The organism is Paraburkholderia sp. PAMB 6770, assembly GCF_057748135.1.
This window is the reverse complement of sequence record NZ_CM173239.1, coordinates 1,409,429-1,432,231: the sequence shown is the minus strand read 5'-3', so window position 1 is coordinate 1,432,231 and position 22,803 is coordinate 1,409,429. Positions and strand designations below refer to the sequence as shown.

Here is a 22,803-nt window from a genome sequence, read left to right as displayed (position 1 = left end):
AGAAAAATAAATTCCGCGCATAAAAAAACCGTATACCGGTGCGCAAACGTCTGCCGCGGCGCTTCCGCGAAACGACCTGCCGCGCCGCGCACGGCGCTTACACGGCGCGCGCCTTCCGTGTCGCGGTGAACGTGACGCCGCCCGCGGCCGGATCCGACATCGGCGGATAAAACGGAGTCTCCATCCGGTACGTCGCCAACGCGGCGACCTTGCGGAAACCGCACGCTTTCAGCGCGTCGATGACGAGCGCGCGCGGCACATGCGGCTTGCGGCCTGTCGAGATGACGAGGCGGCCGTCCGGCCCCAGCAGGCGCGCTGCTTCGCGGCCGACGCGTATCCACCCTGCGTGCGTCCAGTCGGCCTCGCCGAGGTCGTCGAGATGCACGCGCACGGTGCGCAGCGCACCGTCCGGTATCGCATGCGTGCTGTCGAAGTCGATTGCGTGCAGCGCGCCGTTCATGCGGGCCTGCCCCGCCGGCGTCACCGCGAACCGTGCGCCGCCGACCACCAGCGAGGTCGGCTCGCGCGCGTTGTCGTCCGGAGCGGCCCGCATCAGCGGCACGCGCTCGCCGGATCGCGCCGCCGGAGCGCCCAGGGTGCTCAGGGTGCTCAGGGTATTCACGGTATCCGGAGCGCCCAGGGCCTTTGGGACCGCAACGTTCGCAGCGGATGCGGCGGATGCGCCGGCTACATGGACCGCGATCCGCTCGTCGGCGTCCTCGATCTTCGTGACCTGCAGGCCGAGTTCGGCGCATGCGTCCGTCACCGCTTTCGCGGGATGCTCGACGTCCACGCTCTTCAGGATCTCGATGCGCCCGCTCGGCGTCACACCGAACGCGGACAACACGCGCGCGAGCAGCGCGCCGGCAGCCGAGCGCACCAGCTCGCCCTCGCTTAGCTGCGTCACGGTCACGACATCGCGCAACGCCGGCGGGTCGCCCCATTCGGGCGGCGCGTGCATGTCGACCCGCACCGTCGCCTCCGGATCGCCCAGCAGCCGGTCGCCGATGCCCTGCGCGTCCCGGTAGAACGCCGGCTGGGCGCGATTCGCGACGAGCTCGCATGCCCGCAGCGCATCGAGGTACACGGCGATGCGCTCCGTGCTGCCGGCCGCGCCCGGCAATACCCTGCCGCCTGCGATGACGGGTTTCAGCGTCATCGGCAGCCCGCTGCGCAGCAGCGCAATGCGGAAGATCGCGCTCGCGCGTCGCATGTGATAGTCGGACGTCACGAAGCGCACCGCGTTCACGTCCGTGCGCGTGCGCAACATTGCGATCGTGCGCAGCACATTCGCCGTCGTGACCGTGGCTTCGCGGTCGAGCAGCATGCGCTCGCGCGGGATGCCGGCCTGTTCGAGCCAGTCCGCCATCACGTCGCATTCCGCCTTGTCCGTGACGGTTGCCGCGCCGCTCAGCACGACCGGCGCGGCGGGGCACGCCCGTGCGATCTGCAGCGCCGTGGTCAGACGCTCGCGCAGGTCGTCGTCGATCTCGCCGTCGTCGGTCAGCTGCTTGCCGGGCACGACGATCGCGGGATGCTCGCCGTTACCCGGCGTCGCGGGCTCGAATGCGCATTCGGCGAGCGTCTGTTCGATCAGCGCGTGAACCTTGCGCAACTGGGCTGCCTTTGCCGGCGCGATGCGCTCCATCATCGCGAGCGAGCGGGCATCGACACCGCGCTCGCTCCACGCGATGAACGCGAGGCATGCGCGAGCATTCCAGTCGTCCGGGACGTCGCGCACGATACGCTGCAGCAGCTTGCGCGCCTGTGCGAAGTTGCCAGCCGTCTTGCCGTCGATCAGCGCGCACGCGGCCGCCGCATGAAGCCGTTCGCGATGCTCCGAACGATGCAGTCGATGGGTCGCGGGTGCCACCAGCGGCGCGAATGCGGCCCGGGATGCCCCGTCCGCGGAGGGCGGCGATGGGGGCAGCGAGGGCGGCGCACCGGCCGGCAGCGAGGCGTCGGGCCAGGACGGGACGAGCGAGTGTTCGACGCGCGAAACCATGATGACGACGCGCAGCTGCGCAAGTGAAAGTGATCTTATGCTGAGGCTTTTCCGCTGGTATTTTGATTCGTAGTGCGAATAAATATCATAAATAGCGAAGCGATGCAGCGCACCGTTCAGCGGTCATGCTCGTCGGCCTTGCCGAGCAGCCGCTTCATCATGCGGCGCACGTGCAGGTCGGGACTGTCCTCGTGTGCGACCGCGTAACCTTGCCAGGCCGGGTCGTTGAGGATCTTCAGACACAGCGCCTTCAGCTCCGGGCACTGTTCGTCGGGCAGTCCGTTGACGACCTGCCAGGCATCGAGCGGCTGCCGGCGCCTCAGCGCCAGCAGTACCTGGACCGCCGGCATGTCGCGCGTGGCGGGATGGGCCGCGTGCAGATGGTCCAGCATCATCTGCGCTTCGTGTAAATGACCCGCCCGCGCGTACGCGAAAATCAGCTTCGTGATCGACAGTGCGTCGCTGTCCGGTTCGGATGGGAGCGGATTCATCGTGCGTGGTGTGGTGATCGATCATGCGAGCCGGCGGCGGCGCGCGCGTCAGTAGCCCGCCGCCTGTTGTGCCTGCGCATACTGCTCGCGATTGCCCATCTGCATGCTGGTGGCCTTCTCGTATTGCTGCGCGAAGATCTGCGTCAGGTCATCCAGCGATGCGCCGCCCTGCTCGGCCGACTTGACCGCCTGGATCGCGTTGGTGAATTGCGGATCCTGCATCAGATACTGCATCTGCGTGTTGGCGTCTTCCGGATTCAGATTGTGTGCGTTCGCGTAGTTGAGAAACGCCTGTTTCTGCGCACCGCTCATCTGGAACACGCCATAGCCGTCGCTGTTGTCCTCGGCGACGTCGCTGTTGGGCATGCCGCGCGCGCCGCCTTCGTTGACGTCGGATTCGAAACCGGACTCCTGCTGCGCGTTGCCGAGCACCGCCGCGATCCCCGCCTTGCCGAGACCGGCTTGCGAAAGATAGCTCGCGACCACGTTCTTCGTGTTGTCCGTATTGTCCGGGTCGTCGGTGGCACCGCTCGTCTTGCTGCCGGAAGAACTGCCGCTCGCCGATTCGGGCGGCGTCGCATCGTAGACCGGCGGCTGTCCGCTATCCGATCCCGGCGGCGTGCTGTCCGAACCGCTGAGGCCGTTGCTGCCGTTGCCGGATGGCGGGAAGTCGTTGGACGTGCCGTCGCCGCTGCCCGACCCGTCGCCGCTCGCGCCCTGCCCTTCGATGGTGGACAGCAGCATTTGCAGCAACTGCTCGATGGCCTGCAACGTGCCGGACGACGCGCCCGACTGACCGTCGGAGGACGACGGGCTTGCATCGTTGTCGCCCGTTTGCAGGCTTTGCAGTAGCTCCTGCAGGATTAGCGCGAGCAGTTGCGCGTCGCGTGAAGACGGATCGAGCGATCCGTCACCGTCCGTCTGCGTGCCACCGGAGGACCCCGATCCCGGCGGCGTGTCCTGCCCGTTCGGGCTGCTTTGCGCGTTCTGCATCGACGACTGCATCCATTCGAGGATGTCCTGCTCCAGCGCGGCAAGCAGACCCTGCACCTCGGCGGACAGACCCTGCGCACCGCCGTTTGCACCGAAGCCCGAAACACCGTCGTTTCCGCCGAAGCCGTACGCGCTTGACGGGTCGAACGCCTGATCGACGAGCATGGACATGAGTCGCTTCCCGTAGGACGGCCGCGCGATGACGCGCGGCCGCGCATGAATGAAGGATCAGGGCTGAAGCGCGCGGCCCGACGACGACGCGCGAAAAAAAAGCGCGAGATTCAGCCCGGCAAAGCAGCCCGACAGAGCTTTCGGGCAGTCTAGTCCGGTTGCGCGGGCGTACCGCTGCCGATCCGAACTTTCCGGTGCGCATGCGAAGACGGTGCAACCGGTTCGCGGCACCTCGCCGCGCGTCGTGCTGCGCGCTTCGCCGCACGCTTCGCCGTTTCGCGTTGCCCGTGCGGTGTGCCGCGCCGCGCATTACGCTGCGTTCACGTGGCCCTGCTCCGGCGGCGCCGCAGGAATGCATAAACGACGTGTGTGATCTGCGAAAAGGAGGGCCCCGTGTCCGTTGATCTGATGATGCCGCTCTCTCCGTATCCGTTCGGTACGCAGAATCTGGACGGCGGCACGACCGGCGGGATGAACGCGAACGCGGGCAGCGCCGGTTCGTGGGGTCTCTCCGAGGAAATCCTGATGTGCATGGCGATGCTCGAACGCGACATCCTCGCGCAGATGCAATCGTCCACGCAGAATGTGCCGCCCTCACAGGATGCGCCGGCCGGATCGGAGACGCCGGGGGGATCGCAGGCGGGCGGCAACGGGTCGCTGGATGCGTCGACGCGCGATGCGCAGAGGGTCGCGATGATCCTGCAGGATCTGCTGCAGAGCCTGCAGATGGGGAACGACGACTCGGGGGCCGCGTCGTCCGGCGCGCAGCCGGGTTCGTCGCAGGGGATGTCGCAGGCGCTCGAACAACTGCTCCAGACGCTGCTGGCCGACCTCGACGGGCAGGACAGCAGCGGCGACGGCACGTCGAACGATCCCCCCGTCTCCGGCAACGGCGGGGACGGCTACGGCACATCCGGTCGTTCCAGCGGTTCGGGGAGTTCCGGCAGCCCGCCGGCCGGCGTCGACGCCGAGCAGAAGTCCACCGATACGTCGGCGCCGCCGGCCGGCTCGTCGAGTTCCTCGGGCTCTTCGGGTACGTCGGGTACGTCTGGTACGTCGGGCACCGGAACGACGTCATCGTCATCGTCGACGTCGGGCGCGACGCCCGGCGGCGTCCAGTTCTCCGGGCAATGGAACACGATCCCGTTCCAGAACAAGACGGACCAGCCGCTCACCGTGCAACTGACGATGGGTGCGGGGCAATCGCTGCCGGCGGGTGTTGGCAGCAACGGACAGTTCACGATTCCCCCGGGCGGCACGGTGAATCTGACCTTCGCCGAAAACGGCCCCGGGTTCAACTTCAAGACCACCACCGGCAACGGCTCCGCCTGGAACCAGGGCGAGGTGACGTTCTCGTCGAACGGCTCGGGTCATTCGACCGCGTTCGACATGAGCTACATCTACGGGGCCAACTCGAACATGAACATCTATTCGAGCGACGGCCAGTCGAGCGGCTATCAGGGCAACCTGTTCGCCAACGTTCCGGCCGACGCAAAGGCCGGCAACTGGGGCATCGCCCCTCCGCTGAGCGCGACGAGCCCCGACGCGAGCGGACCCGATGCGCCCACCGACGCGGCCGCGGCCTACCTGTACAGCAAGATTCCCGAAGGCAAGGGCTACGTCGGCGTCGGCAAGCCGGCCGAAGACAGCACGTACGACGATGCAAGCAGCCTGATGACCAACGGCAACCTCGCCGTAGTGTTCTCGTGATGGGGCGCACCGCCCGGCGCTGACGGGATCGGCAACGGCACCCGTGTGAAGACGGACGCCGCGCGTGCCGCGACGCGCACGCGTGCAACGGGCTAGACTGGCGCGCATCGGCGCATCGGCGCATCGGCGCATCGGCGCATCGGCGCATCGGCGCATCGGCGCATCGGCGCATCGATGCTGCATCTGCGCGGCCGCGGGCTGGTGCCGCCGGTTGGCACCTGCCGCCGTTGGCCGCAGCGCAGCGTGGCGTGGCGGCCCACGGTGTCCCCATTCCGCACCCTCGCCTCGCGTTTGCGCCGTTCGCTTCAGCTTCATTCGCTTCATTCGCGACACCCGCCGCGTTTGGACATGATGATCGCGTCCGCACCTCAGCACCTCAGCACGTTTCGCTTCCGCGCCGGCCTGAAGCGGCATGGTCCGCCGGCACTTCGCTTTTCCGCGGATCGCTGCGCAATGTGACAAGGGTTGTCACATGCGGACGACAGCATGGACAGACCTCAAACGGATCGCCCCTTGCCGCGATCGCCCAGCAGGGCGTCGATCGCATCGAGACCATCCCATGCCTCTCTTTCATCGCAGCCACGCGCACCCGCCTGTCGTATCGTCCACGGTCGACGCCGATCCGGGCACCGCCGCGCACGCCGATTCGCGCGCGGCGGTGCCCGCTCCCAACCGGTCGCGGCTGCGCAAGCTGACGGGCTACTTCGCGGAGCTGGCGACGATGCGCCGCGCGCGGCATGCGCCGGCGGCTCCGGTCGCGCCGGCAGAACCGGACGACACATCGTCGACGTTGCCGGCAGGAACGCGCGCCCGCGCACGGAGGGAACCGAGGTCGGCAGGAATGGCGCCGCCGCGCCGCGCAGCGACGCCGCGCGAACCAGCGACCGTTGCGTCCGTTGCGTCCGACCCGGCCGCGCGTATGCCCGCTTCGACACTCGCGACGACGGCGTCGGCGCGACCAGCGGCAAACCGCGAGCAAACCGGGCAAGGCGCACCGCCGCGCTTGCCACCCTTGCCACCCTTGCCGGCGGCACCGCTTGCACCGCTTGCAACGAGCGCACCGGGCGCAACACCCGCAACACCCACCACAACCGCCGTTGCCCCGCCGATGGCCCCCGCAGATCGCGCTCTCGCGGCGCCCCCGGTTGCGCCGGCCCGCGCGTCAACCGGACGCCCGGCCCGCGCGCTCGCCGATCCGCCGATGCAGCACGCGCGGCCCACGCACACCCGCGCGACGCGCGAAATCACCGCAGCACCCGTGGACGTCGCCGCATCGTCCGGTGCCAGCGACGCGCCGCTGCCGCCCGGCGGCACTGTGAAAAGCCGGCTGCGCCAGCTGATCCACATTCACGACGTACCGTACCGCCCCGCGATCCAGTTCGACGGCTGGAACGAGACGGCCGTCGCGCAGATCTGCGACGGCTGGCGCAACGAGCAGGTCGCCGCCGCGTCGATCCCGGCCTTCTCGCGACTGTGCGCGCTGAATTTCGAGCGGGCTCACGCGGACGAGATTCCCGCGCACCTGAACGCGCTGCGTCTGCTGCCCGACGGTTCGAGCGAACGGGCCTACTACGACGAAATGGTCAAGGCTTCGCTCGCGATCGTCGGCATCGACGACGCACGCAAGGTCGACCGGATCCTCGCCAGCTTTCAGAACACCGGCACGGGCGGCCTGCATCGCCAGCGGGTCATGGGGGCGTCGCTGCTGAACGGCGGATTGAGCGTCGCGCAGTACGCCGCGTCGGCCAGTCCGCCGGTGGGGCTCGCGCTGTCCATCGTGCAGGGGCTGGTCACGCTGCTGTCGTCGGTATTTTCGTTTCAGTCGCTCAAGCTGCGTTTTCTGAATGCGGGCACCGAGGACGTGATGCCGCTCGCCCGCTCCGATGCGACACCGGGTGCGAAGGTGGGTCACAGCCTCGCGTACACGTCGGCGACCTCGGTCCTGCATCTGCACAAGCTGATCGGCGACGTGCGGCGGATCGACAAGGCGATGGCCGCGCACGCGCAGGCGCGCACCCCCGAGGAACAGGCCCACGCCGAAGAAGACCTGGCGATCGCATTCGCGCGGTTCTGCGCGCACAGCGAAAAGCGCCTGACGCAAAAGGAAAAGAACGAAAGCGGTGCGATCGAATTCCGCGGCAACGAAAAGACCCTGCTGACGAGCTATGTGGCCGGCCTCGCGGCGCTGTCGACCACGGTGATGGGTATCATCACGCCCGCGGTGCTGTCCGCGAAAGCGACGATGGGCGCGAGCGCGGCGCTGCTCTTCGTGCGTCTGCTGCTGTACGTCGGGCCGCAGCTGAGCCCCTGGCCGGGCCGCGAAGGCGCGAGGAAGCTGCGCCGCGGCTTCGTCGCGGTCGGCAAGCTGCCGGACCTGCTGAGCCCGCGCGCGCGCGACCAGCAACGCGCGCGTGCGCAGATCTGGCGGGAGTACATCGCGGCGCGACGCGCGGCGAAGGGCGAGGACGCGCGCGCCGGCGCACGCACGGCGATGCTCGCTGCGCTGCGCCGCGTCGCGCAGGAAGACAACGCGCGCGACGACGTCACGCCGCTGCAGAACTGGACGGACTATGCGCACTTCAACGAACGCGCGCACGCGATCCAGCGCGTGCTCGACGACGCGCCCAACGCAGAAAGCGCGCACAACACACACAATGCGGATGCCCGCGCCGCCCCCGGCAGTGATCTGGAGGCGCTGAAGGCGACCGTCGAGCAGGCGTTGCACGAACTCGACGTCGAGTTCAGCGAGGCGCATCGCGATCACTTCCAGACCGACATCGTCCTCAGTGCGAGAAAGCCGCCGTACCGCATGCGTTTCGAGAACATGGACCGCCTGCTGGGCGGCACGGTGTCGGTTGCCGCGCGCAAGCTTGCCGATGCGGCACACCGCTCCCGGCACAAGCGCCATGGCGCGCCCGACGCACTCGATACGCCCGATACGCGACACCCCGCGCGCGATGCGCGCGATGCGCGACGCGACGCGATGCGCGCCGGTTTCAGGCGCGCTCACGTGGACTGGATCAACCTTGCATGGGCACACAAGCATCTGAAGGACGCCGGGCCGACGCCGGATCCCGCGCACGCCGCGGTGTCCGGGCCGCTGCCCGCCCTCCTCGCGGATGCCGTACCGGGCGGCGAAGCAGCACGGCCGCGCGCGCTGCGGTCGGCGGCCGTCGCGCTCCTCGCGGTACGCAACGGGGACGCACAGGCGCTCTTCACCGGCGACGGCCGCCGCCAGGTCGAGGCCACACGGCTCGCCAAGACGCTCGCGGCCGGCGAGGCGGAGCGCTACACGGTGACAGGCAGCGCGTCTGCGACGATCGCCGCGACGGCGGACATCGCGGGCGGCGCGTACAGCATCGGCCTGCACGCAATCGAGCATGTGGACGCCACGCATGGCGTCGAGCTGCATCCGCGCTATGGCGACCAGCGCGACGGGCAACTGCTGCCTCAGGGGACGGCGCCGTTTACGGCGCACTATACGTCGGCCGAGCGCGCGCGCGTGAAAGAGACCTTGCTGGACCGCCTGTGGCGCGCATTGCTCGTCGACCACACGCCGCTCAGGCTGACGCTCGCACTCCCGACGTCCGCTGCCGGCGCGTTCTCGTCGGACGATCCCGCGGCGTCCGCCGCGCTGGACGAACTGGCCGACACGATCGAAACGCACGGGGCGATGCCCGACGAGATCGCGCTCTCGGTGGATGGCGAGACGGTCGCGACGCTGAAGCTGAACCGCACATCGGACTTCTACAAGGGGCTCTACGATCGCGCGCCGTTGCGCGTGAAGGCGCGCTTCCATTTCGAACTGGCGCGCGCGATGGCAACCGGCAGCATGGTGTCGATCGTCTCTCCGCTCGTGCAGGGGGCGGCGACGGGCGCGCTGCGGCTGTCGCGGCCGGCCTACTACGACGGCCTGAAAAAGAGCCCCGACGTGCGCACGGCGCTGACCGAATCCGCGCGGCGCCGTCCCGCTCCGGCCGACGATCCGGCGCGTTCGGGCGCGGCGGCGCCGTCATGGGAATCATCGGAGCCCGGCCGGCAAGCGAAAGATAGCGCAGAGCAGTGACTTGCCGCGCTCGACGAGTGCCCCGAGCGGAAAGCGCCCCGCTTCCCTGCGATACGCGTTAAGCTTCAGCGGCTTCATGCAGGGCAAACCAGGCACTGATCGCCGCGTAATTGTTGGCCCGGTGCGCTCCGCTTATGCCCGGCTCGCGGTGTTCTCGAACACACGTCCGCAGCCCGCCTTCACAAGCGCATCGCGTTGCAGGTCGGGATACCGGCCGTCGGTTGAAACTCGCGCGTAGCCAATCAACATATCAGCATACAAATTATAAGTTATCCGATGTATACGTAGTATAGTTTGCCTTTGATGTATGAATACCAATTCCGGCCGCCGCTTGTGCGGCCCTGTGCAATATTTGGTTCATGCTCCGCAGTCGTCCATCAAACCCTCGTTTGTTGGAGTAAAGAATCATCGAAAGGCTTTCAAGATATGCTAAGCATTGCATAAGAAAAATATGATCATACCGATTCCTCGACCTGGTCGAAGCATCTGTTTTTGAGCATCGGGGCGCTGACGGCATGTGGCGGCCGCATCACGAAAGCGTCAAGTGGTTTGACGATTGCAGGCCTCACCGTTGCGCGCATTGGCGACGCGGTGACCTATGAAGATGGCAGCAAATCCACCATTACCGACGGGGCGGCCGAATACGCTGTCGTGAAGCGTTCGACCGTGAACGGCTGATGCGGAGGGGGCATGATTCGCTATTTCCTCGCGCGGGGAGACCGCGCCGGGAGCGCCGTGATTACCGAAGGTCTTGACAGAGTGACCTGTTCGAACCCGCCTCCGCGGGTGCATATCGCCACGCTTTACATGAAAACGTACTGCACGGCCTGCAAGCGGGAAGGGTTTATCGCGCCGAAAGGGCCGCGCTGGCCCGGCACCGGACCAAACGGCAAGCAATGGGCACTGAGCGGCGATATCAACGTCTGCGGTTGCAATCCGCCGCCGGTCTTCTACGCTGAGCGCGGCATGTCGATGACTTTCACTGCGAATGAGGCGGCTACGCTGGCCGCTCCTTACGCCAGTTCACGCGGGCTGTCGATAGTGGACGCCGACGAGGATCTCGAACATTATTTCGAAATTGTTGACGCGAAAACCGAAGCGCCTATCGAAGGGATGACCTATAAGCTATCGAGTGGTGAGCAATCTCTCGTCTACGACGCGACGCTAGCCTGCGGGAGAACACGCGCGTTCTCGAAGAAGGCGTTTCCAGATCTGGTCTTCGTGGCTTGGCGTGAAGGGGATGTGCGATGAGCGGCGCAATCAGCCAGAACGTGCGATTGCTTGCCGCGATTGCTTATGGGGAAGCATCCCCGGCGAACGACTCGGAGGAAATCGGGGGCATTGCGTTTGCCGTGGCAAACCGGTGTCGAGCATGGGGTGGAAAGACCGTGTCGGAGTTGCGTGCCGCGGATCCGAACTATTCATATGCATGGGATGGCTCCAACGCGAGATTCAACAAATTGATGCGCACGCCTGACAGCGAAATTGAACTGAATCCAGGGATGAAGCTGGCTATCGACTGGGCTGAAAAGGCATTGAACAACGATGGGACCGACCCGTCAAACGGCGCATTCTGGTGGGACGGGCTCGACTTCAAGACCAATTATGCGAACCATCCCAAGGTGCGTGATGGCTTCAAATGGGGTTCCGCGTCTGACAACATTTTCGGCGTTCAGGAGAAACGGCGCGAGGTCATCGTGCGCTGGAAAGTCCGTAGCAAGAAGACCGGAAAAGTCGTCGATGGCGGCGAACGCGGCCGTTACGATTCGGTATGGATCTCGACGGCGGCACACGGCGGCACGGTATTTTGGATGCACAACCCCGATTACCTGAAAGCCAGCCGCGGGAAGGCATACCGATGAAATCCATAGCGATGCTGATGGCAGCTTTGGCCGCCCTGTCGAGCAATGCACATGGTGCCCGATTTTACGGCAGTTATGATGCGTTCTATGCTGCCCAGCTGGGTGCAGTGTTCCATGACCCGATCAGGCAAGACGCCGGGAGGATGTATTCATATCCCGACGAACGGGGTATTCACGCAAGTCTGCGATCCAGCATAGGCGGCAAGGCTGTGCAAATCGAGGTTGCGGAGGATCGCATGGCGGTCAACGCCAAAACCTACCGCTTTGCGCGGGCAACGGCGTTTCCGGATGAGCATGCCATAGACATTTATCCGGGCAGCGCGAAGGTGTTTCTCGCGGCGGGGGCGCGCAATCGTCCTCCCCTTCTGTGCGTGGAAGGAAGCGGAAGTGGTTCCGGCGAAGCTGACCGACACCAGCAGATATTCCTTTTGGTGGACCCTCTGGCACGCAAGCCGACGTTTCTGCATCTGCCAGGCTTACTTTCGTCATGTCGAGCGGTAGTGGCAACGAAGGACGGCAAGATAGCCTTTCCGAAGAACAATTACCTGTTCGATGGTGCACAAGAGTCCCGCGTTGGCTTGTTAGTGTCGTACTACTCGTTTGAGAATCAGCGCTTCGTCTCGATCCCGTTTCCAGGCCCACTGCGGCTTAGATTTGCGCATCCAGAGATACCGTTTCAGTTTTCAGTTGAAGGCGGTAATTAGTCGCCCCTGCGGCATCCCGTAGAGGCCCGTCGACAGGTGTTCCCCAGTGTTGGGCGATACCCGATTCCCCGAGAATAGATACATGAGAGGTGGATTTCTGCGAATTTTTCGATGTTGGAGTGAGCGAAAACGGTGATTTTTCCGTCAACCGCTGGTGCAGATGATCGATCTCCAGCATCCGTTGGCGGTGCTGGCGAGCCGGCTGCCGTGGGCTCTGTTATCCCCGGTTGTGCAGGTCCGGCCAGCGCCCTCCGTTCTTGCATCCGTGGCACGGGGCCCATCACCAGCGCGATGCGCGAACGCGAAGCCCCGAACCCGCCACAGGCGGCGCGCCGGCCGCCGCCCGTTACCCTCTCATCGCGCCAGCGTTTCCGACGGCGCTTCGTGAAAGAACTGGCGATAGTTGTTGATCAGCGTCGAGCGGTGCTGCACGCCCCACTTCTTCGCGACGTCGAGCACACTCGTGACGGAGTCGCCGTCGTCGCTCAGGCTGCGGTGGATGCGCTCCATTCGCTGGCGGCGGATCAGCTGGCTCGGCGAGAGTCCGAGCGTGCTCTTGAAGACGGCCTGGATCGCCCGCTCGGTCACGCCGATGTGCGTCGCGATCTCGCGCACCGACAGGTCGCGCTGGTCGAGGTTGTCCATCATGTAGCGATACGCGCGGCGGTACTTGCCCGGCAGCCGCGCGCTGATATCGTCCGCGTTGCCCGGCCGGCCCTGCGAGGTCAGCGAGTGGATCAGCGAGACGAGCGTGGCGTCGGCGCGCACGTGCCGCATCGACGCGAACGCATAGCGCCCGTAGAGCTGCGAAAACTCCTGGATGCGGCCCTGTTGCTGGCGCACCTTCGCGAGGCAGTACTGATAGTCGAGATACCAGCGCGCATGCTGGCTGTGCTGCAGGCCCGCGCCTTCGCATTGCGTGAGCATCGTCTCGGCGACGTTCGGCGAGCACGCGGCCACCGCGGCGAGCGCGATCTCCAGATTCAGGCGGCGGCGATACTCGGGCACGCCGAGCTGCCGGATCCATTGCAGGTGCGGCTCCGTCGTGTCGATCGCGAGCGCCTTGCCCGCGGCTAGCGCGCGCAGACGCTCCAGATAGCGCAGGCGGTCCGCGAGCAGCGTCACGGCCGCGCAGCGCGCATGCGGCGCGGGCGTCTCGACGTCGCCCGCGCCGAGCGGCAGGAAGTCGACCGCCTCCGAGCGCCAGTAGACGTGATCCGCCAGCGCGTCGGCGCGGTGCAGATCGTACTGGGTCAGGAAATCCCAGCGCAGCGCCTGTTCGAGCGCGCTCCAGCGCGGATCGGCGTGGCGCGCGGCGAGCGCCGCGAGTTCGTCGAGCTGGGCGCACACCGCTTGCGTGTTGCCGAGCTGGTGCAGCACGAGCGTCATGCCGACGAGACTGTCGAGCCGCCGCTCGGCGCTCGCTTCGGCCTCGTCCATCACGCGTTTGAAGCAGTTCAGCGCCACGCTGAACTGCTCGCGAAACAGCGCCTGCCAGCCGGTGTTGCGGCACGACAGGATGCGCAGTTCGTCACGCGCGCCCTGCAGCAGCTTCTGCGCGCGGCGATACGAGGCCTCGGCGTCTTCGAGGCGGCCGGTCATCAGCTGGAGGTCGCCGAGCAACTGCACGTCGGCCGCGCCGGCCTTCACCCCGACGTCGGCATCGGCGCGGCGGCCGAGCGCGTTCGCCGCTTCGAGCCAGCGGCCGCCCAGGATCTGGGATGCGGTGATCTCCGGCGCCTGGAGGGACGACAGCGTCGATGCGGCCGCGAAGTAGATTGCCGAGAACATGAGGTGCTCCTCTGTGAGAGAGACAGCGTTGCAAGATCGGTCGGCCCGGATTGGCCTGAACCATGGCCTCGATCTTTCCACCTCGGTTTTCGACTTTCATGTGTTTGTGATGCTTTGTTACCTTCCGCGATCGCCCGGCAGCGGGGGGCGCGAAGCGGCAACGCGCGAGCGCGGCCGGCGCACGGGATGGGGTGCGCGGGTTCTCGCGGTTTCTCGCGGTTTCTCGCGGGTCGGCCGCACACCGCGGCGATCCGGCTAGGCGTGGCCGGCGATGTCGTCCGGCTTGCCGAGCAGCGCGCGCATGACCGCGCGCACGTAGAGGTCGTCGCTGTTCTCGTGGGTCTCCGCATAGCCGCGCCACGTCGGATCGCCGAGCAGTTGCAGACAGAGCGCCTTCAGTTCCGGATGGCGTTCTTCCGGCAAGCCGTTGACGAGCTGCCACGCGTCGTGCAGCCGGCCGCCCTTCAGCGCGATCATCACCGGCAACGCGAGGCTGTCGCGCGTCGACGGATGCGCGTCGTGCATCTGCGCGACGAGATGGCTTGCTTCATCGAGCCGGTCGCGGCTGATGCATTCGATCACGGACTGCGTGACGTGCGCGGCGGCGCCGAGCGTTTCCGCAAAGCTGTTGTTCATGGACTCCCCCTGTCGGTTGGATCGGTTCCGGCGCCGCGCGCGACGCGCGCGGCAACCGCTGGAAAAACGACGCGATGTGAGCGCACTGTACCCAACGCGTGGCGGCCTCATCCGGACGCCGCGAAGGCGCGCCGCGAAATCCGAACCGCGTCGCCGGCACGGGCGCTGCGGCGGCGATCGGGCAACGCGGAGAAGCGGCAACGCGCATAAGCACATAAGCACATAAGCACATAAGCGCACAAACGCACAAATGCACAAACGCAGAAACGCAGAAACGCCAGCGCAAAAAATGCGGTGAAAGCCGGCGCGCATTCATCACGCCTGCTTTCACCGCCCAATAGCCGGACGGCGACCCCCTCCGTCCGGCGACACACCCGTCTCGCGCCCGCTGAGGGCGTGCCGCACCGCGCGGCCTGCGTTCAAAGCACGAGGTTGCCCGGCAGCACGTTGACGCCGCCCAGCGCATTCGCGAGATTGCTCGCGATGCCCTCGTTGCTGACGTTGCCGAAGCCGTTCGCCTTCGCCATCGGGTCGATCATCGCGCCCACGTCGGTGGCGGTGTTCTTGTCGACCGATCCCGAATTCACCGCGTTGGTCAGCAGTTTCGCCGCGGCATCGCCGCCGCCGCCGCCCGGCGCGAAGCATTGCATGAACGCCTGCGCGCCGCTCGGGTCTTCCTGGAAGAATTTTTGCAGCGGACCGTTGCTCTGCAGACTGCTGCCGTCGGGCATCGAAACCCCCATCGGCAGCGAGAGGCCCTGCGAGCCGCCCTGGCCGCCGCCGGAGTCGCCGCCGGTCAGGCCGTTGGCCATCGTCTGCATGATATTGAGAATCTGGCTGAGCGGATTGCTCGAACTGCTTCCCATGCCGGTCAGATCGGAAATCATGCTGACCGGGTTGAGCGCATCACCGACAAGCGAAAGCAGAGACATGTTCGACACCTCCTGAAAAGATGGGAAAAACGCCGAGTGAGAAAACGCCGTATGCGGAAGGGAGTGCGACATCGTGCGCGCCGGATCCTTCTGCCAGCCCTGCCAGTGTAGTGAGCGCGGGTCGCGCCGCGCCGCGCCGATGCGAAGCGGTGTGGAGCTTCCCGAACCCATGCGGTGCCGCTGCCGCGCGAGGCGTGGTGCGGCTCAATGAAGGCGCCGCAGTTCGTCGCGCACCGACTCGACGAGCGCGACCATCCACTGGACGTGCGCGGCGAGCGCCATGCCGTCGAGCTGGTTCGAGCGCATCGCCTTGAGCAGCAGCAGGTTGCCCTCCCTGTCGCGGCCGAACGCGCCGGCGCCGGCCAGCGTATTCGCGAGATTGATTTCGAACAGGAATTCGAGCGCGTGCGGCGAACGCGCATCGACGCCGTTCAGCGGCGCGGCGAGCACCAGATCGTGATCGGTCATCTCGTCGGCCGCGCCGAGCGCGATCATCGAGACGGGCACACCGCGCAGATCGATCGTGCGCCGCGCCACCGAGTGTTCGATCGCGGCCTGCGGCAGCCCCAGATACGCGACGCCGTCGCGCAGCAGGCGCTCGAATGCGGCATGCCGGTCAAGTGGAACGGTATCGCCGGACCCGTCGTTCAACATAAGCCCCCTCCCCGTGATTGTCTGAGTTCAACGATCTGTGCTGGATGCCGCGCGGCGATCGTGCCACCGTTTGCGCGCGGCATCGCTTCGCGATGCGATGCGCAGTCGATGCATGCGCACACATGCATGCGCAAACGCAAGCCCGTGCGCACGCGCGGGCACGAGCGCCAGCCCATGCGAAACCGCTGCGCGCCGAAGCGGCCGCGCCTCCGCCGGCACGTCCGTTAGGGCGTGCCTGTCCCGAGCGCCTTCACCTGCGCGGCAAAGTCCGTCAACGACAGTTGCCCGCGCACCTGGTCGACGAACACGCCGGCAAACAGCGCGAGCATCAGCAGCGTCACCAGCGCCTTGACCGGACGGCCGAGCGTCGTCACGTCGAGCTTCTGCGAGACTTTTGCGGCGAGGCCGAAGCCGACGTCGATCAGCAGCAGCGCGAGCATTACCGGCGCGGCGAGCTTCGCGATCATCTGCATCAGCGTATCCGTGCGGCTCACGACAAACGATTCGAGGATCGCGGACGGCACCGGCATCACGTTCGCGAGCGGCCACCACCGATACGATTCGTAGACCGCGCCGAGCAGCACGCCCATGCCGCCGAGCACCCAGAACGCCGCGATCGCGAACTGCGACAGCAGCGTCGACGTGATGCTGGTCTGCTGCCCGCTGCTCGGGTTCGTCATCTGCACGTTGTTGTAGCCGGTCAGGTCGTCGATGTAGGTGCCCGCGCCCTCGGCGGCCCAGAACACGAGCGAGGCGCCATAGCCGAGCACGAGGCCGATCAGTGCTTCCTTGCCGAGCACCGCCACCAGAAAGGCGCCATGCAGTTGCGGCAGCTCCGCCTGCTGACCGTATGCGACGAACGCGCCCCAGATCAGCGTGGCCGCGGTGCGCACGCTGCCCTGCAGCACCTGGTCCGAGGTGGGCGGAAACACGATCAGCAGCACGCCGAGCCGCAGGCTGCAGAGCGCGATGAGCGCAAGGTACTGCGTGACCACGTCGCCCCATTGCGCGATGCCGAAATCGAGCGGACTCATCGCGCGGCCCGTCCCGCGCCCGGACGGCGGCGCTCCTGCGTCTCCTCGTCCTGCTGTTCTTCGGCGCGCTGCTCCGCGGCGCGCCGCAACGCGTCGATGCGCGCCTCGTATTGCCCGATGCGCGTCTGGTTCACGCGGATCTCGCGCGCGGTGCGGGCCATCTCGCCCGCCTTCGTGTCGAGCGCGGCGCGCGCGCGGCGCCAGTCGCCGTCGAGCGAACGGCTGCGCTGTTCGAGTTCGTCGCGCCAGCGCACGTTCGCGTCGTAGGCGCGCGGCGCGAACGGCGCACCGCCGGCGCGCATGTCGCCAAGGCGCGCCTGCTGCACGTCGAGGCGCGCGCGGCCGGCTTCGAGCAACGCAAGCTGCTGCTGCTCGGCGCGCTGCAGCGCGGCCTGTTCGTCTCGCTGCAGCGCGAGCGTCGCGTTCAGCCGCGTATCGAGCCGGCGACGCCTGCCGAGCACGACTTCGAGGGTGCCGATATGACGATCTTTCATGAGGTTCGCGGTCGTATATCAGCCGTTGACGAGATGCGCGAGCATCGCCTGCGTGTGCTCGCCGTCGACCAGTTCGTCGACCGGTTGCCCGAGGAACGCGCGGATCTCGTCGATCTTGCGGATCGCTTCGTCAGCGAGCGGATTGCTGCCGGCCTGGTATTCGCCGATCTGCAGCAGCATCTCGACGTCCTTGTATTGCGCGAGCAGCCGGCGCAGATGCCCGGCGGCCGCCCGATGCCCGGGCGAGGTGACCTGCGGCATCACGCGCGACAGGCTGCCGAGCACGTCGATTGCCGGATAGCGGTTTTGCGCGGCGATTTCGCGCGACAGGATCATGTGGCCGTCGAGGATGCCGCGCACTTCCTCGGCGATCGGGTCGCCGCCGCTCTCGTCTTCGGCGAGCACCGTGTACAGCGCGGTGATCGAACCGTGTTCCGAGAGACCCGCGCGTTCGAGCAGCCGCGGCAGCTCCGCGAAGATCGACGGCGGGAAGCCGCGCCGCGTCGGCGGCTCGCCCATTGCCAGGCCGATCTCGCGTTGCGCGCGCGCAAAGCGGGTCAGCGAATCCATCATCAGCAGCACGCGCATGCCGCGGTCGCGGAACGATTCGGCAATCGCGGTCGCTGCGTAGGCGGCCTTCGCGCGCTCGATCGACGAGCGGTCCGACGTCGCGCAGACCACCACCGAGCGCGCCATCCCGTCGGGCCCGAGAATCTGCTCGACGAACTCGCGTACTTCGCGCCCGCGCTCGCCGATCAGCGCGATCACGTTCACGTCGCACTGCGCGCCGCGCGCGAACATTCCCATCAACGTGCTCTTGCCGACGCCGGCCGGTGCGAAGATGCCCATCCGCTGCCCTTCGCCCAGCGTCATCATCGCGTCGACCACGCGCACGCCGGTCAGCATCGGCTCGCTCAGCAGCGGCCGGCTCATCGGATTGGGCGGATCGGCGAAGATCGGCCGGTACGTATCGCAGCCGGTCGGGCCGCGCCCGTCGAGCGGCGCGCCGAGGCTGTCGATCACGCGGCCGAGCAGCGCGTCGCCGACGCCGATCGACATGGGCCGGCGCAGCCCGATCACCGCGGTGTTGCGCGACAGGTCGGCGAGCCGCCCGAACGGCGACAGCAGCGCGTAATGGCGGGCAAAACCGACGACTTCCGCGTACTGCAGCAGCGCGCCCTCGGGCGAGCGCAGCTCGCATAGCTCGCCCAGCCGCACGTCGAGTCCGACCACGCGCACCAGCGTGCCGATCACCTCCTCGACCTTGCCGCGCGCGGCGACGCGCGGCGTCTGCTGCCAGTGAGCCTCGACCGCCGCGACAAAGCGGGTCAGGTCGTCATGCGCGCGCGCCGCCAGCGCGCCCGGAAAGCCGGCGTGGCCGGACGGATCGATCGTGTTCATGCGGGCAGGTCTGCGAGTGAGTGGGCGTGGGCGGGTGCATGTGCATGTGCATGTGCATGTGCATGTGCATGTGCATGTGCGTCTGCGTCCGGCAGCGGCGCGCCGTCGGCGAACTGCTGCGTATCGTCGGGCGAGGCGTCCCGATGCCAGGCCGCGTCGGCCGCGTCGGCCTCGTCTCCACCTCGGCCTCCGCCATATGCGGGGTACGCGCCGTCGTCCGCGTTCTCCACCTCGTCTGCGGTTTCTTCGTATCCGCCGGCGGACCGATCGTCGTCGGCCATGTCCGCATCGAGCGGCAGCGCGTGCAGGGTGCGCTCCAGCGCGCCGCGCAACGCGGCAAGCTGCGTATCGAGACTCGCGTCGAGCGTGCCGAGATCCGACTCGCACACGCATGCGCCCGGCGCGAGCGACGCATCCGCGAGCGTCGAAACGCTCACCGGCCGCCCGCGCGCGAGCCAGCGCTGCGCGCACGCGTCGAACGCGTCGCGCGCGAACGCAAGGTCGTGCGGATGCACCCGCACGGAGAGCGCGCTGCCCGCATCGACCAGCCGGTCCATCTGGCGCGCCGCCTGCTCGAAGAGCGCGGTGCGGTCGAGCGTCGGCACCAGTTGTTCGAGCGCCGCGACGACCATCGCGGCGAAACGCTCGCGCACCTTCATGAAGAGCGTGCGCTCCTCGACGAACAATGCCGCGCTGCGCGCATGCCAGTCCTCCATCGCATGCTGCAGGCCGGCCGCCTCGCCCTGCGCATAGCCAAGTTCGAAGCGCTGCTGCGCGTCGTCGATCAGTTCGGCAGCCGCTGCCTGCGCCGCGTCGATCAGTTCGTCCGCCTCGTGCCGCGCCTGCGCGAGCAGCGCGTCGCGCTGCCGGCCGGCTTCGGCGCAGGCCGCGTCGGCATCGAGCAGCGTCGCGAGCGTCGCAGCGCGAATGATGTCGGTGTCGATGCCGACGCCGGTGTCGGCATCGACTGTCCCCGCTTCGATCCTTGCATTGCGCAACCACAGCATCATGCGTCTCCTTCGGCGATCAGCGGCAAATAAGCGAGCACGGCGGCGCTGTCGTCGCCGTGCCCGCCCGGACGATAACCGGCGAGCCACGCGGGCGCGGCGGCGTCGCGCGGCAACGCGAGACGCGCGAGCGGCAGCGCGCCGGTCTCGGGCCATGCGAGGTCCTGTGCGCACAGGCAGTAGCCGTCCCACGCGAGCGCATCGTCCGACATCGCGTCGAGCGCCGGGGCCTGCGCGAGCCACGCGGGACAGCCGGGCGCACCCGCGCTGTCGCGGCGCAACGCGTCGGCGGCCGGCGCACCGATCCACCCGCTCAAGCGCACGCGGCGCGCGCGGTCGATCCAGTGACGCAGTTCGGCACGCCGCGGCCATAACGCGCGCAGCCTCAGCGCGCGCAGCGCGCGGCCGATCGGCAAGCCGACCAGCGCGACAGCGCGGCCGTCGAGCCGCGCGAGCGGCACGGGGCCGGCGCCGAGCCGCTCCAGCCAGCGCGGCGCCCACGCCGCGAGCGCGCCCGCCGGCGGCGCGGCGCCCGGCGGCAGCGCGCCGGCCAGCCAGCTCGGATGCCCCCAGTCGAACACCGTGCGCCGGTTCGCGTCGTCCTGCGCGAGCGCGTCGGCGAGCGTGCGGGCGTGCGGCTGCACGTCGGCCTCGTCATCGTGCGCGTGAGGAGTCTGCGTCATCGTCGTTCCCCGGCGGCCCGCTTAAGGCGTGCGCCGTGCGCGGCGCGTCAGTTGCGCGGTCCACGCGTTCCAGCCGCCTGCGGCATTGTCGGCGTCCGCGTCGACGGGGATGCCGATCTTGCGCGCGGCGACGCTGCGCCGCAGATGCGCGAACAGTCCGAGCCCCGCCACGCAGAACACCGCCATCGCGGCCCACAGCCCCACGCTCCACCACGCGGACGGCGAGGCTGGCGGCGGCGGTGCAATCTCGCCCGGGTCGGCCGGCACCGACGTGACGCTCACCTGGTCGTAGGTCAGCCCCTGCACGCTGTGCACGACGAGATTCTTCACCGCGGGCGTGAGCGCCGCGAGATCGGCGTTCGGCCGGTACTTGATGAACACCGACGCCGACGACGGCGCCGTCTTCTCGGCGAGCGGATCGTTGTTCGGCAACACGATGTGCACGCGCGCGACCACCACGCCGTCGATCTTCGACAGCGTGTCCGACAGTTCCTGCTCGATCCCGAACACGAAACGCACGCGCTCCTCGGTCGGCGTCGACACCAGCCCATCCTTTCTGAACAGCTCGCCGAGGTTTTCGAACTTGTGATGCGGCAGGCCGCGCGCGGACAGCACCTGCATCGCGCGCACCATCTGGTTGTCGGCCACCATGACGGACCACGTCTTGCCGTCGTCGGGCGTGGTCTTCTGCGCGTCGACGCCGCCTTCGAGCAGCGCGGCGACCATCTCGTTGCAGTCCTGCTCGCTCAGCTGGCCATAGAGTTCCTGGTGGCAGGCGGCCAGCAGCAGCGTGAGCGCGACGAGCGCGAGGCGCAGCCAGCGGCCGCTGCGCAGTGTGCGGAGCAAGGGCGTGTTCATGTCACTGGTTCTTCAGGAGCGACTTGATGCCGTCCTTCGACGCATTGACGACCGACATCTTCATCGTCAGATCCGTGGACAGACGGGTCATTTCGAGCGACATGTACATGCTTTCCTGCGCGAGCCGGTCGGTTGCCTGCATCACCGATTCGCCGGGCGTCGGCTGCATCGTCTGCATCATGTACAGCGTGTCGTTCGGAATCTGCTGCAACGCGGCGTCTTCGGACGCGATCATCCTGTTGGCAAGCGTGCCGACATCCGGCGTCTGTCCCTGCGCGTGCGGCGTGCCGTGCGCCATCAGTTCCTGGAAGCGTGCCTGCAGCTGCTGCATCGCGTCGTTGCCGAACTGGTGCTGGAATACGGCGGCGGCCTGGGTGCCATCGACTGCGGTGATCATGGCCGGTCCTCCTTCAGGCGCGCAGCGCGTGACCGGCCCACAGCGGCATCGCCGGCGCGGACTTCGGCGGCGTGTCCGCGCGCGCCGGTGCGGCGCCGGCGCGCTGCCCGGCGAGGCGCTCGCGCGCCTCCTCCATCGCGAGCACGGAGTCCGGCTTGTCGAAGCGGCCCGTGCGCCGTGCGGCCGCGACCGCGCGGCGCATGTCCTCGCCCGCGATCAACGTCTGCGCGAGCAGCGACACGTCCGCGTGATCCCCTTCGCACAGCGTCTGCGCCTCGAAGCGCCACTGCGGATCGCCGCATTTCTGCAGCGCGTACATCAGCATGCCGCGACTGAACGGCAGGCTCGTCGACGTATCGACGAGATCGCGGAAGGTCTGCGCCGCGCCCTGCCAGTCGCTCCGCGCGACCTGCAGCAGGCCGTCGAGAAACCATAGCTCGCTGGATTCGGGGCCGAGCGCGTGCAACGCGTCGATGACCTGTTCGACCTCGTTCAGGTCGACCCGCACGCGGGGGAACTGCTCGGTCAGTGCGAAATTGACGAGCTCCATGAGGCCGCCAATGATCTTCTCGCCCTCGGTCTGATGATGCGCATACGACTGGTTCATGTTGAATCCTCGCTTGGCCGGGCCATGCCCCTTGACGACGACGGTATCAAACGCCGCGCGCGCGCCTCGCACCGGATACGAACTTGCACGCGGATTTGCGAAGTTCCGCCGCGCCGGCCGCCGGCCGCCGGTCGGCACGGCGCTTCGCTTTTGCCCGCGGCGCTTCGCATCGGCCGCGACGGCGCGGCACGCGGGCCGCTATCGTCGGGCTCAGGCTGTTTGCGGCGGCGCGCACGGTTGCACGCCGCGGCGCGCCGTTCGTTCCGTACTCTTCACATACTCTTCACAATCCGCCTGGACCGTCGAG

21 protein-coding genes and 1 pseudogene are annotated in these 22,803 nt (G+C 67.6%); 6 read left to right on the top strand and 16 right to left on the bottom strand.

Annotated features, from left to right (window positions below; genetic code table 11):
* Positions 1–97: 97 nt before the first annotated feature.
* From AC3AP7_RS23760 to AC3AP7_RS23750, 3 genes are all read right to left on the bottom strand, one after another.
* Complete coding sequence (locus tag AC3AP7_RS23760; protein WP_487362762.1) at positions 98–2,005, bottom strand: YdcF family protein; 1,908 nt, start codon at positions 2,003–2,005, stop codon at positions 98–100.
* A 116-nt stretch (positions 2,006–2,121) separates the two neighbouring features.
* Entirely contained in the window at positions 2,122–2,496 is a 375-nt protein-coding gene (locus tag AC3AP7_RS23755; protein WP_487362761.1) for an HrpB1 family type III secretion system apparatus protein, read from the bottom strand.
* A 48-nt stretch (positions 2,497–2,544) separates the two neighbouring features.
* Positions 2,545–3,660 carry a phage tail tip lysozyme gene (locus tag AC3AP7_RS23750; protein WP_487362760.1) on the bottom strand — a complete coding sequence of 372 codons (1,116 nt, stop codon included), beginning with the start codon at positions 3,658–3,660 and terminating at the stop codon, positions 2,545–2,547.
* Between the two features lie 393 nt (positions 3,661–4,053).
* On the opposite strand from AC3AP7_RS23750, the gene AC3AP7_RS23745 reads away from it, so the two are divergent.
* Together AC3AP7_RS23745 and AC3AP7_RS23740 are read left to right on the top strand one after the other, a co-directional pair.
* Positions 4,054–5,370, top strand: coding sequence for a hypothetical protein (locus AC3AP7_RS23745; RefSeq protein ID WP_487362759.1), 1,317 nt, complete (start codon positions 4,054–4,056; stop codon positions 5,368–5,370).
* A gap of 1,258 nt (positions 5,371–6,628) precedes the next feature.
* A complete protein-coding gene (locus AC3AP7_RS23740; protein WP_488324824.1) occupies positions 6,629–9,436 on the top strand; it encodes a hypothetical protein in 2,808 nt (935 codons plus the stop codon).
* 141 nt (positions 9,437–9,577) lie between these two features.
* Here the strand turns inward: AC3AP7_RS23740 and AC3AP7_RS23735 are convergent.
* A pseudogene (locus AC3AP7_RS23735) lies at positions 9,578–9,685 on the bottom strand (recombinase family protein); the annotation flags it as partial.
* Between the two features lie 243 nt (positions 9,686–9,928).
* Between AC3AP7_RS23735 and AC3AP7_RS23730 the strand changes: the two are divergent.
* From AC3AP7_RS23730 to AC3AP7_RS23715, 4 genes are read left to right on the top strand one after another with little or no spacing between them, the layout of a single operon-like run.
* A complete protein-coding gene (locus AC3AP7_RS23730) occupies positions 9,929–10,114 on the top strand; it encodes a PAAR domain-containing protein (protein WP_487362756.1) in 186 nt (61 codons plus the stop codon).
* Between the two features lie 12 nt (positions 10,115–10,126).
* The gene (locus tag AC3AP7_RS23725; protein WP_487362755.1) at positions 10,127–10,687 is read left to right on the top strand and encodes a PAAR domain-containing protein; all 561 of its coding nucleotides are present in this window, start codon (positions 10,127–10,129) and stop codon (positions 10,685–10,687) included.
* Complete coding sequence (locus tag AC3AP7_RS23720) at positions 10,684–11,298, top strand: hypothetical protein (RefSeq protein WP_487362754.1); 615 nt, start codon at positions 10,684–10,686, stop codon at positions 11,296–11,298. Before AC3AP7_RS23725 ends, AC3AP7_RS23720 begins: the two co-directional genes overlap by 4 nt.
* A complete protein-coding gene (locus tag AC3AP7_RS23715; RefSeq protein ID WP_487362753.1) occupies positions 11,208–12,002 on the top strand; it encodes a hypothetical protein in 795 nt (264 codons plus the stop codon). Before AC3AP7_RS23720 ends, AC3AP7_RS23715 begins: the two co-directional genes overlap by 91 nt.
* 354 nt (positions 12,003–12,356) lie before the next feature.
* Here the strand turns inward: AC3AP7_RS23715 and AC3AP7_RS23710 are convergent, their stop codons facing one another.
* From AC3AP7_RS23710 to AC3AP7_RS23655, 12 genes are all read right to left on the bottom strand, one after another.
* Positions 12,357–13,793 carry a helix-turn-helix transcriptional regulator gene (locus tag AC3AP7_RS23710; protein ID WP_487362752.1) on the bottom strand — a complete coding sequence of 479 codons (1,437 nt, stop codon included), beginning with the start codon at positions 13,791–13,793 and terminating at the stop codon, positions 12,357–12,359.
* Between the two features lie 255 nt (positions 13,794–14,048).
* Complete coding sequence (locus AC3AP7_RS23705) at positions 14,049–14,429, bottom strand: HrpB1 family type III secretion system apparatus protein (RefSeq protein WP_487362751.1); 381 nt, start codon at positions 14,427–14,429, stop codon at positions 14,049–14,051.
* Between the two features lie 419 nt (positions 14,430–14,848).
* Entirely contained in the window at positions 14,849–15,361 is a 513-nt protein-coding gene (locus tag AC3AP7_RS23700) for a hypothetical protein (protein ID WP_487362750.1), read from the bottom strand.
* A 204-nt stretch (positions 15,362–15,565) separates the two neighbouring features.
* On the bottom strand, positions 15,566–16,015 hold the full coding sequence (locus AC3AP7_RS23695) for a CesT family type III secretion system chaperone (protein WP_487362749.1): 450 nt from the start codon (positions 16,013–16,015) through the stop codon (positions 15,566–15,568).
* Between the two features lie 224 nt (positions 16,016–16,239).
* Entirely contained in the window at positions 16,240–17,049 is an 810-nt protein-coding gene (gene sctT, locus AC3AP7_RS23690) for a type III secretion system export apparatus subunit SctT (protein WP_487362748.1), read from the bottom strand.
* Positions 17,046–17,543, bottom strand: a complete 498-nt coding sequence (locus tag AC3AP7_RS23685) for a hypothetical protein (RefSeq protein ID WP_487362747.1) — start codon at positions 17,541–17,543, stop codon at positions 17,046–17,048. Before AC3AP7_RS23685 ends, sctT begins: the two co-directional genes overlap by 4 nt.
* A gap of 18 nt (positions 17,544–17,561) precedes the next feature.
* A complete protein-coding gene (gene sctN / locus AC3AP7_RS23680; RefSeq protein ID WP_487362746.1) occupies positions 17,562–18,944 on the bottom strand; it encodes a type III secretion system ATPase SctN in 1,383 nt (460 codons plus the stop codon).
* Entirely contained in the window at positions 18,941–19,954 is a 1,014-nt protein-coding gene (gene sctL, locus AC3AP7_RS23675) for a type III secretion system stator protein SctL (RefSeq protein ID WP_487362745.1), read from the bottom strand. The genes sctN and sctL overlap by 4 nt, the downstream gene beginning before the upstream one ends.
* Entirely contained in the window at positions 19,951–20,634 is a 684-nt protein-coding gene (locus AC3AP7_RS23670; protein ID WP_487362744.1) for a type III secretion protein HrpB4, read from the bottom strand. The genes sctL and AC3AP7_RS23670 overlap by 4 nt, the downstream gene beginning before the upstream one ends.
* Before the next feature lie 21 nt (positions 20,635–20,655).
* On the bottom strand, positions 20,656–21,492 hold the full coding sequence (sctJ, locus tag AC3AP7_RS23665) for a type III secretion system inner membrane ring lipoprotein SctJ (protein WP_487362743.1): 837 nt from the start codon (positions 21,490–21,492) through the stop codon (positions 20,656–20,658).
* A gap of 1 nt (position 21,493) precedes the next feature.
* The gene (locus tag AC3AP7_RS23660) at positions 21,494–21,889 is read right to left on the bottom strand and encodes a hypothetical protein (protein ID WP_487362742.1); all 396 of its coding nucleotides are present in this window, start codon (positions 21,887–21,889) and stop codon (positions 21,494–21,496) included.
* A 13-nt stretch (positions 21,890–21,902) separates the two neighbouring features.
* Positions 21,903–22,496, bottom strand: coding sequence for an HrpB1 family type III secretion system apparatus protein (locus AC3AP7_RS23655; protein WP_487362741.1), 594 nt, complete (start codon positions 22,494–22,496; stop codon positions 21,903–21,905).
* Positions 22,497–22,803 lie beyond the last annotated feature (307 nt).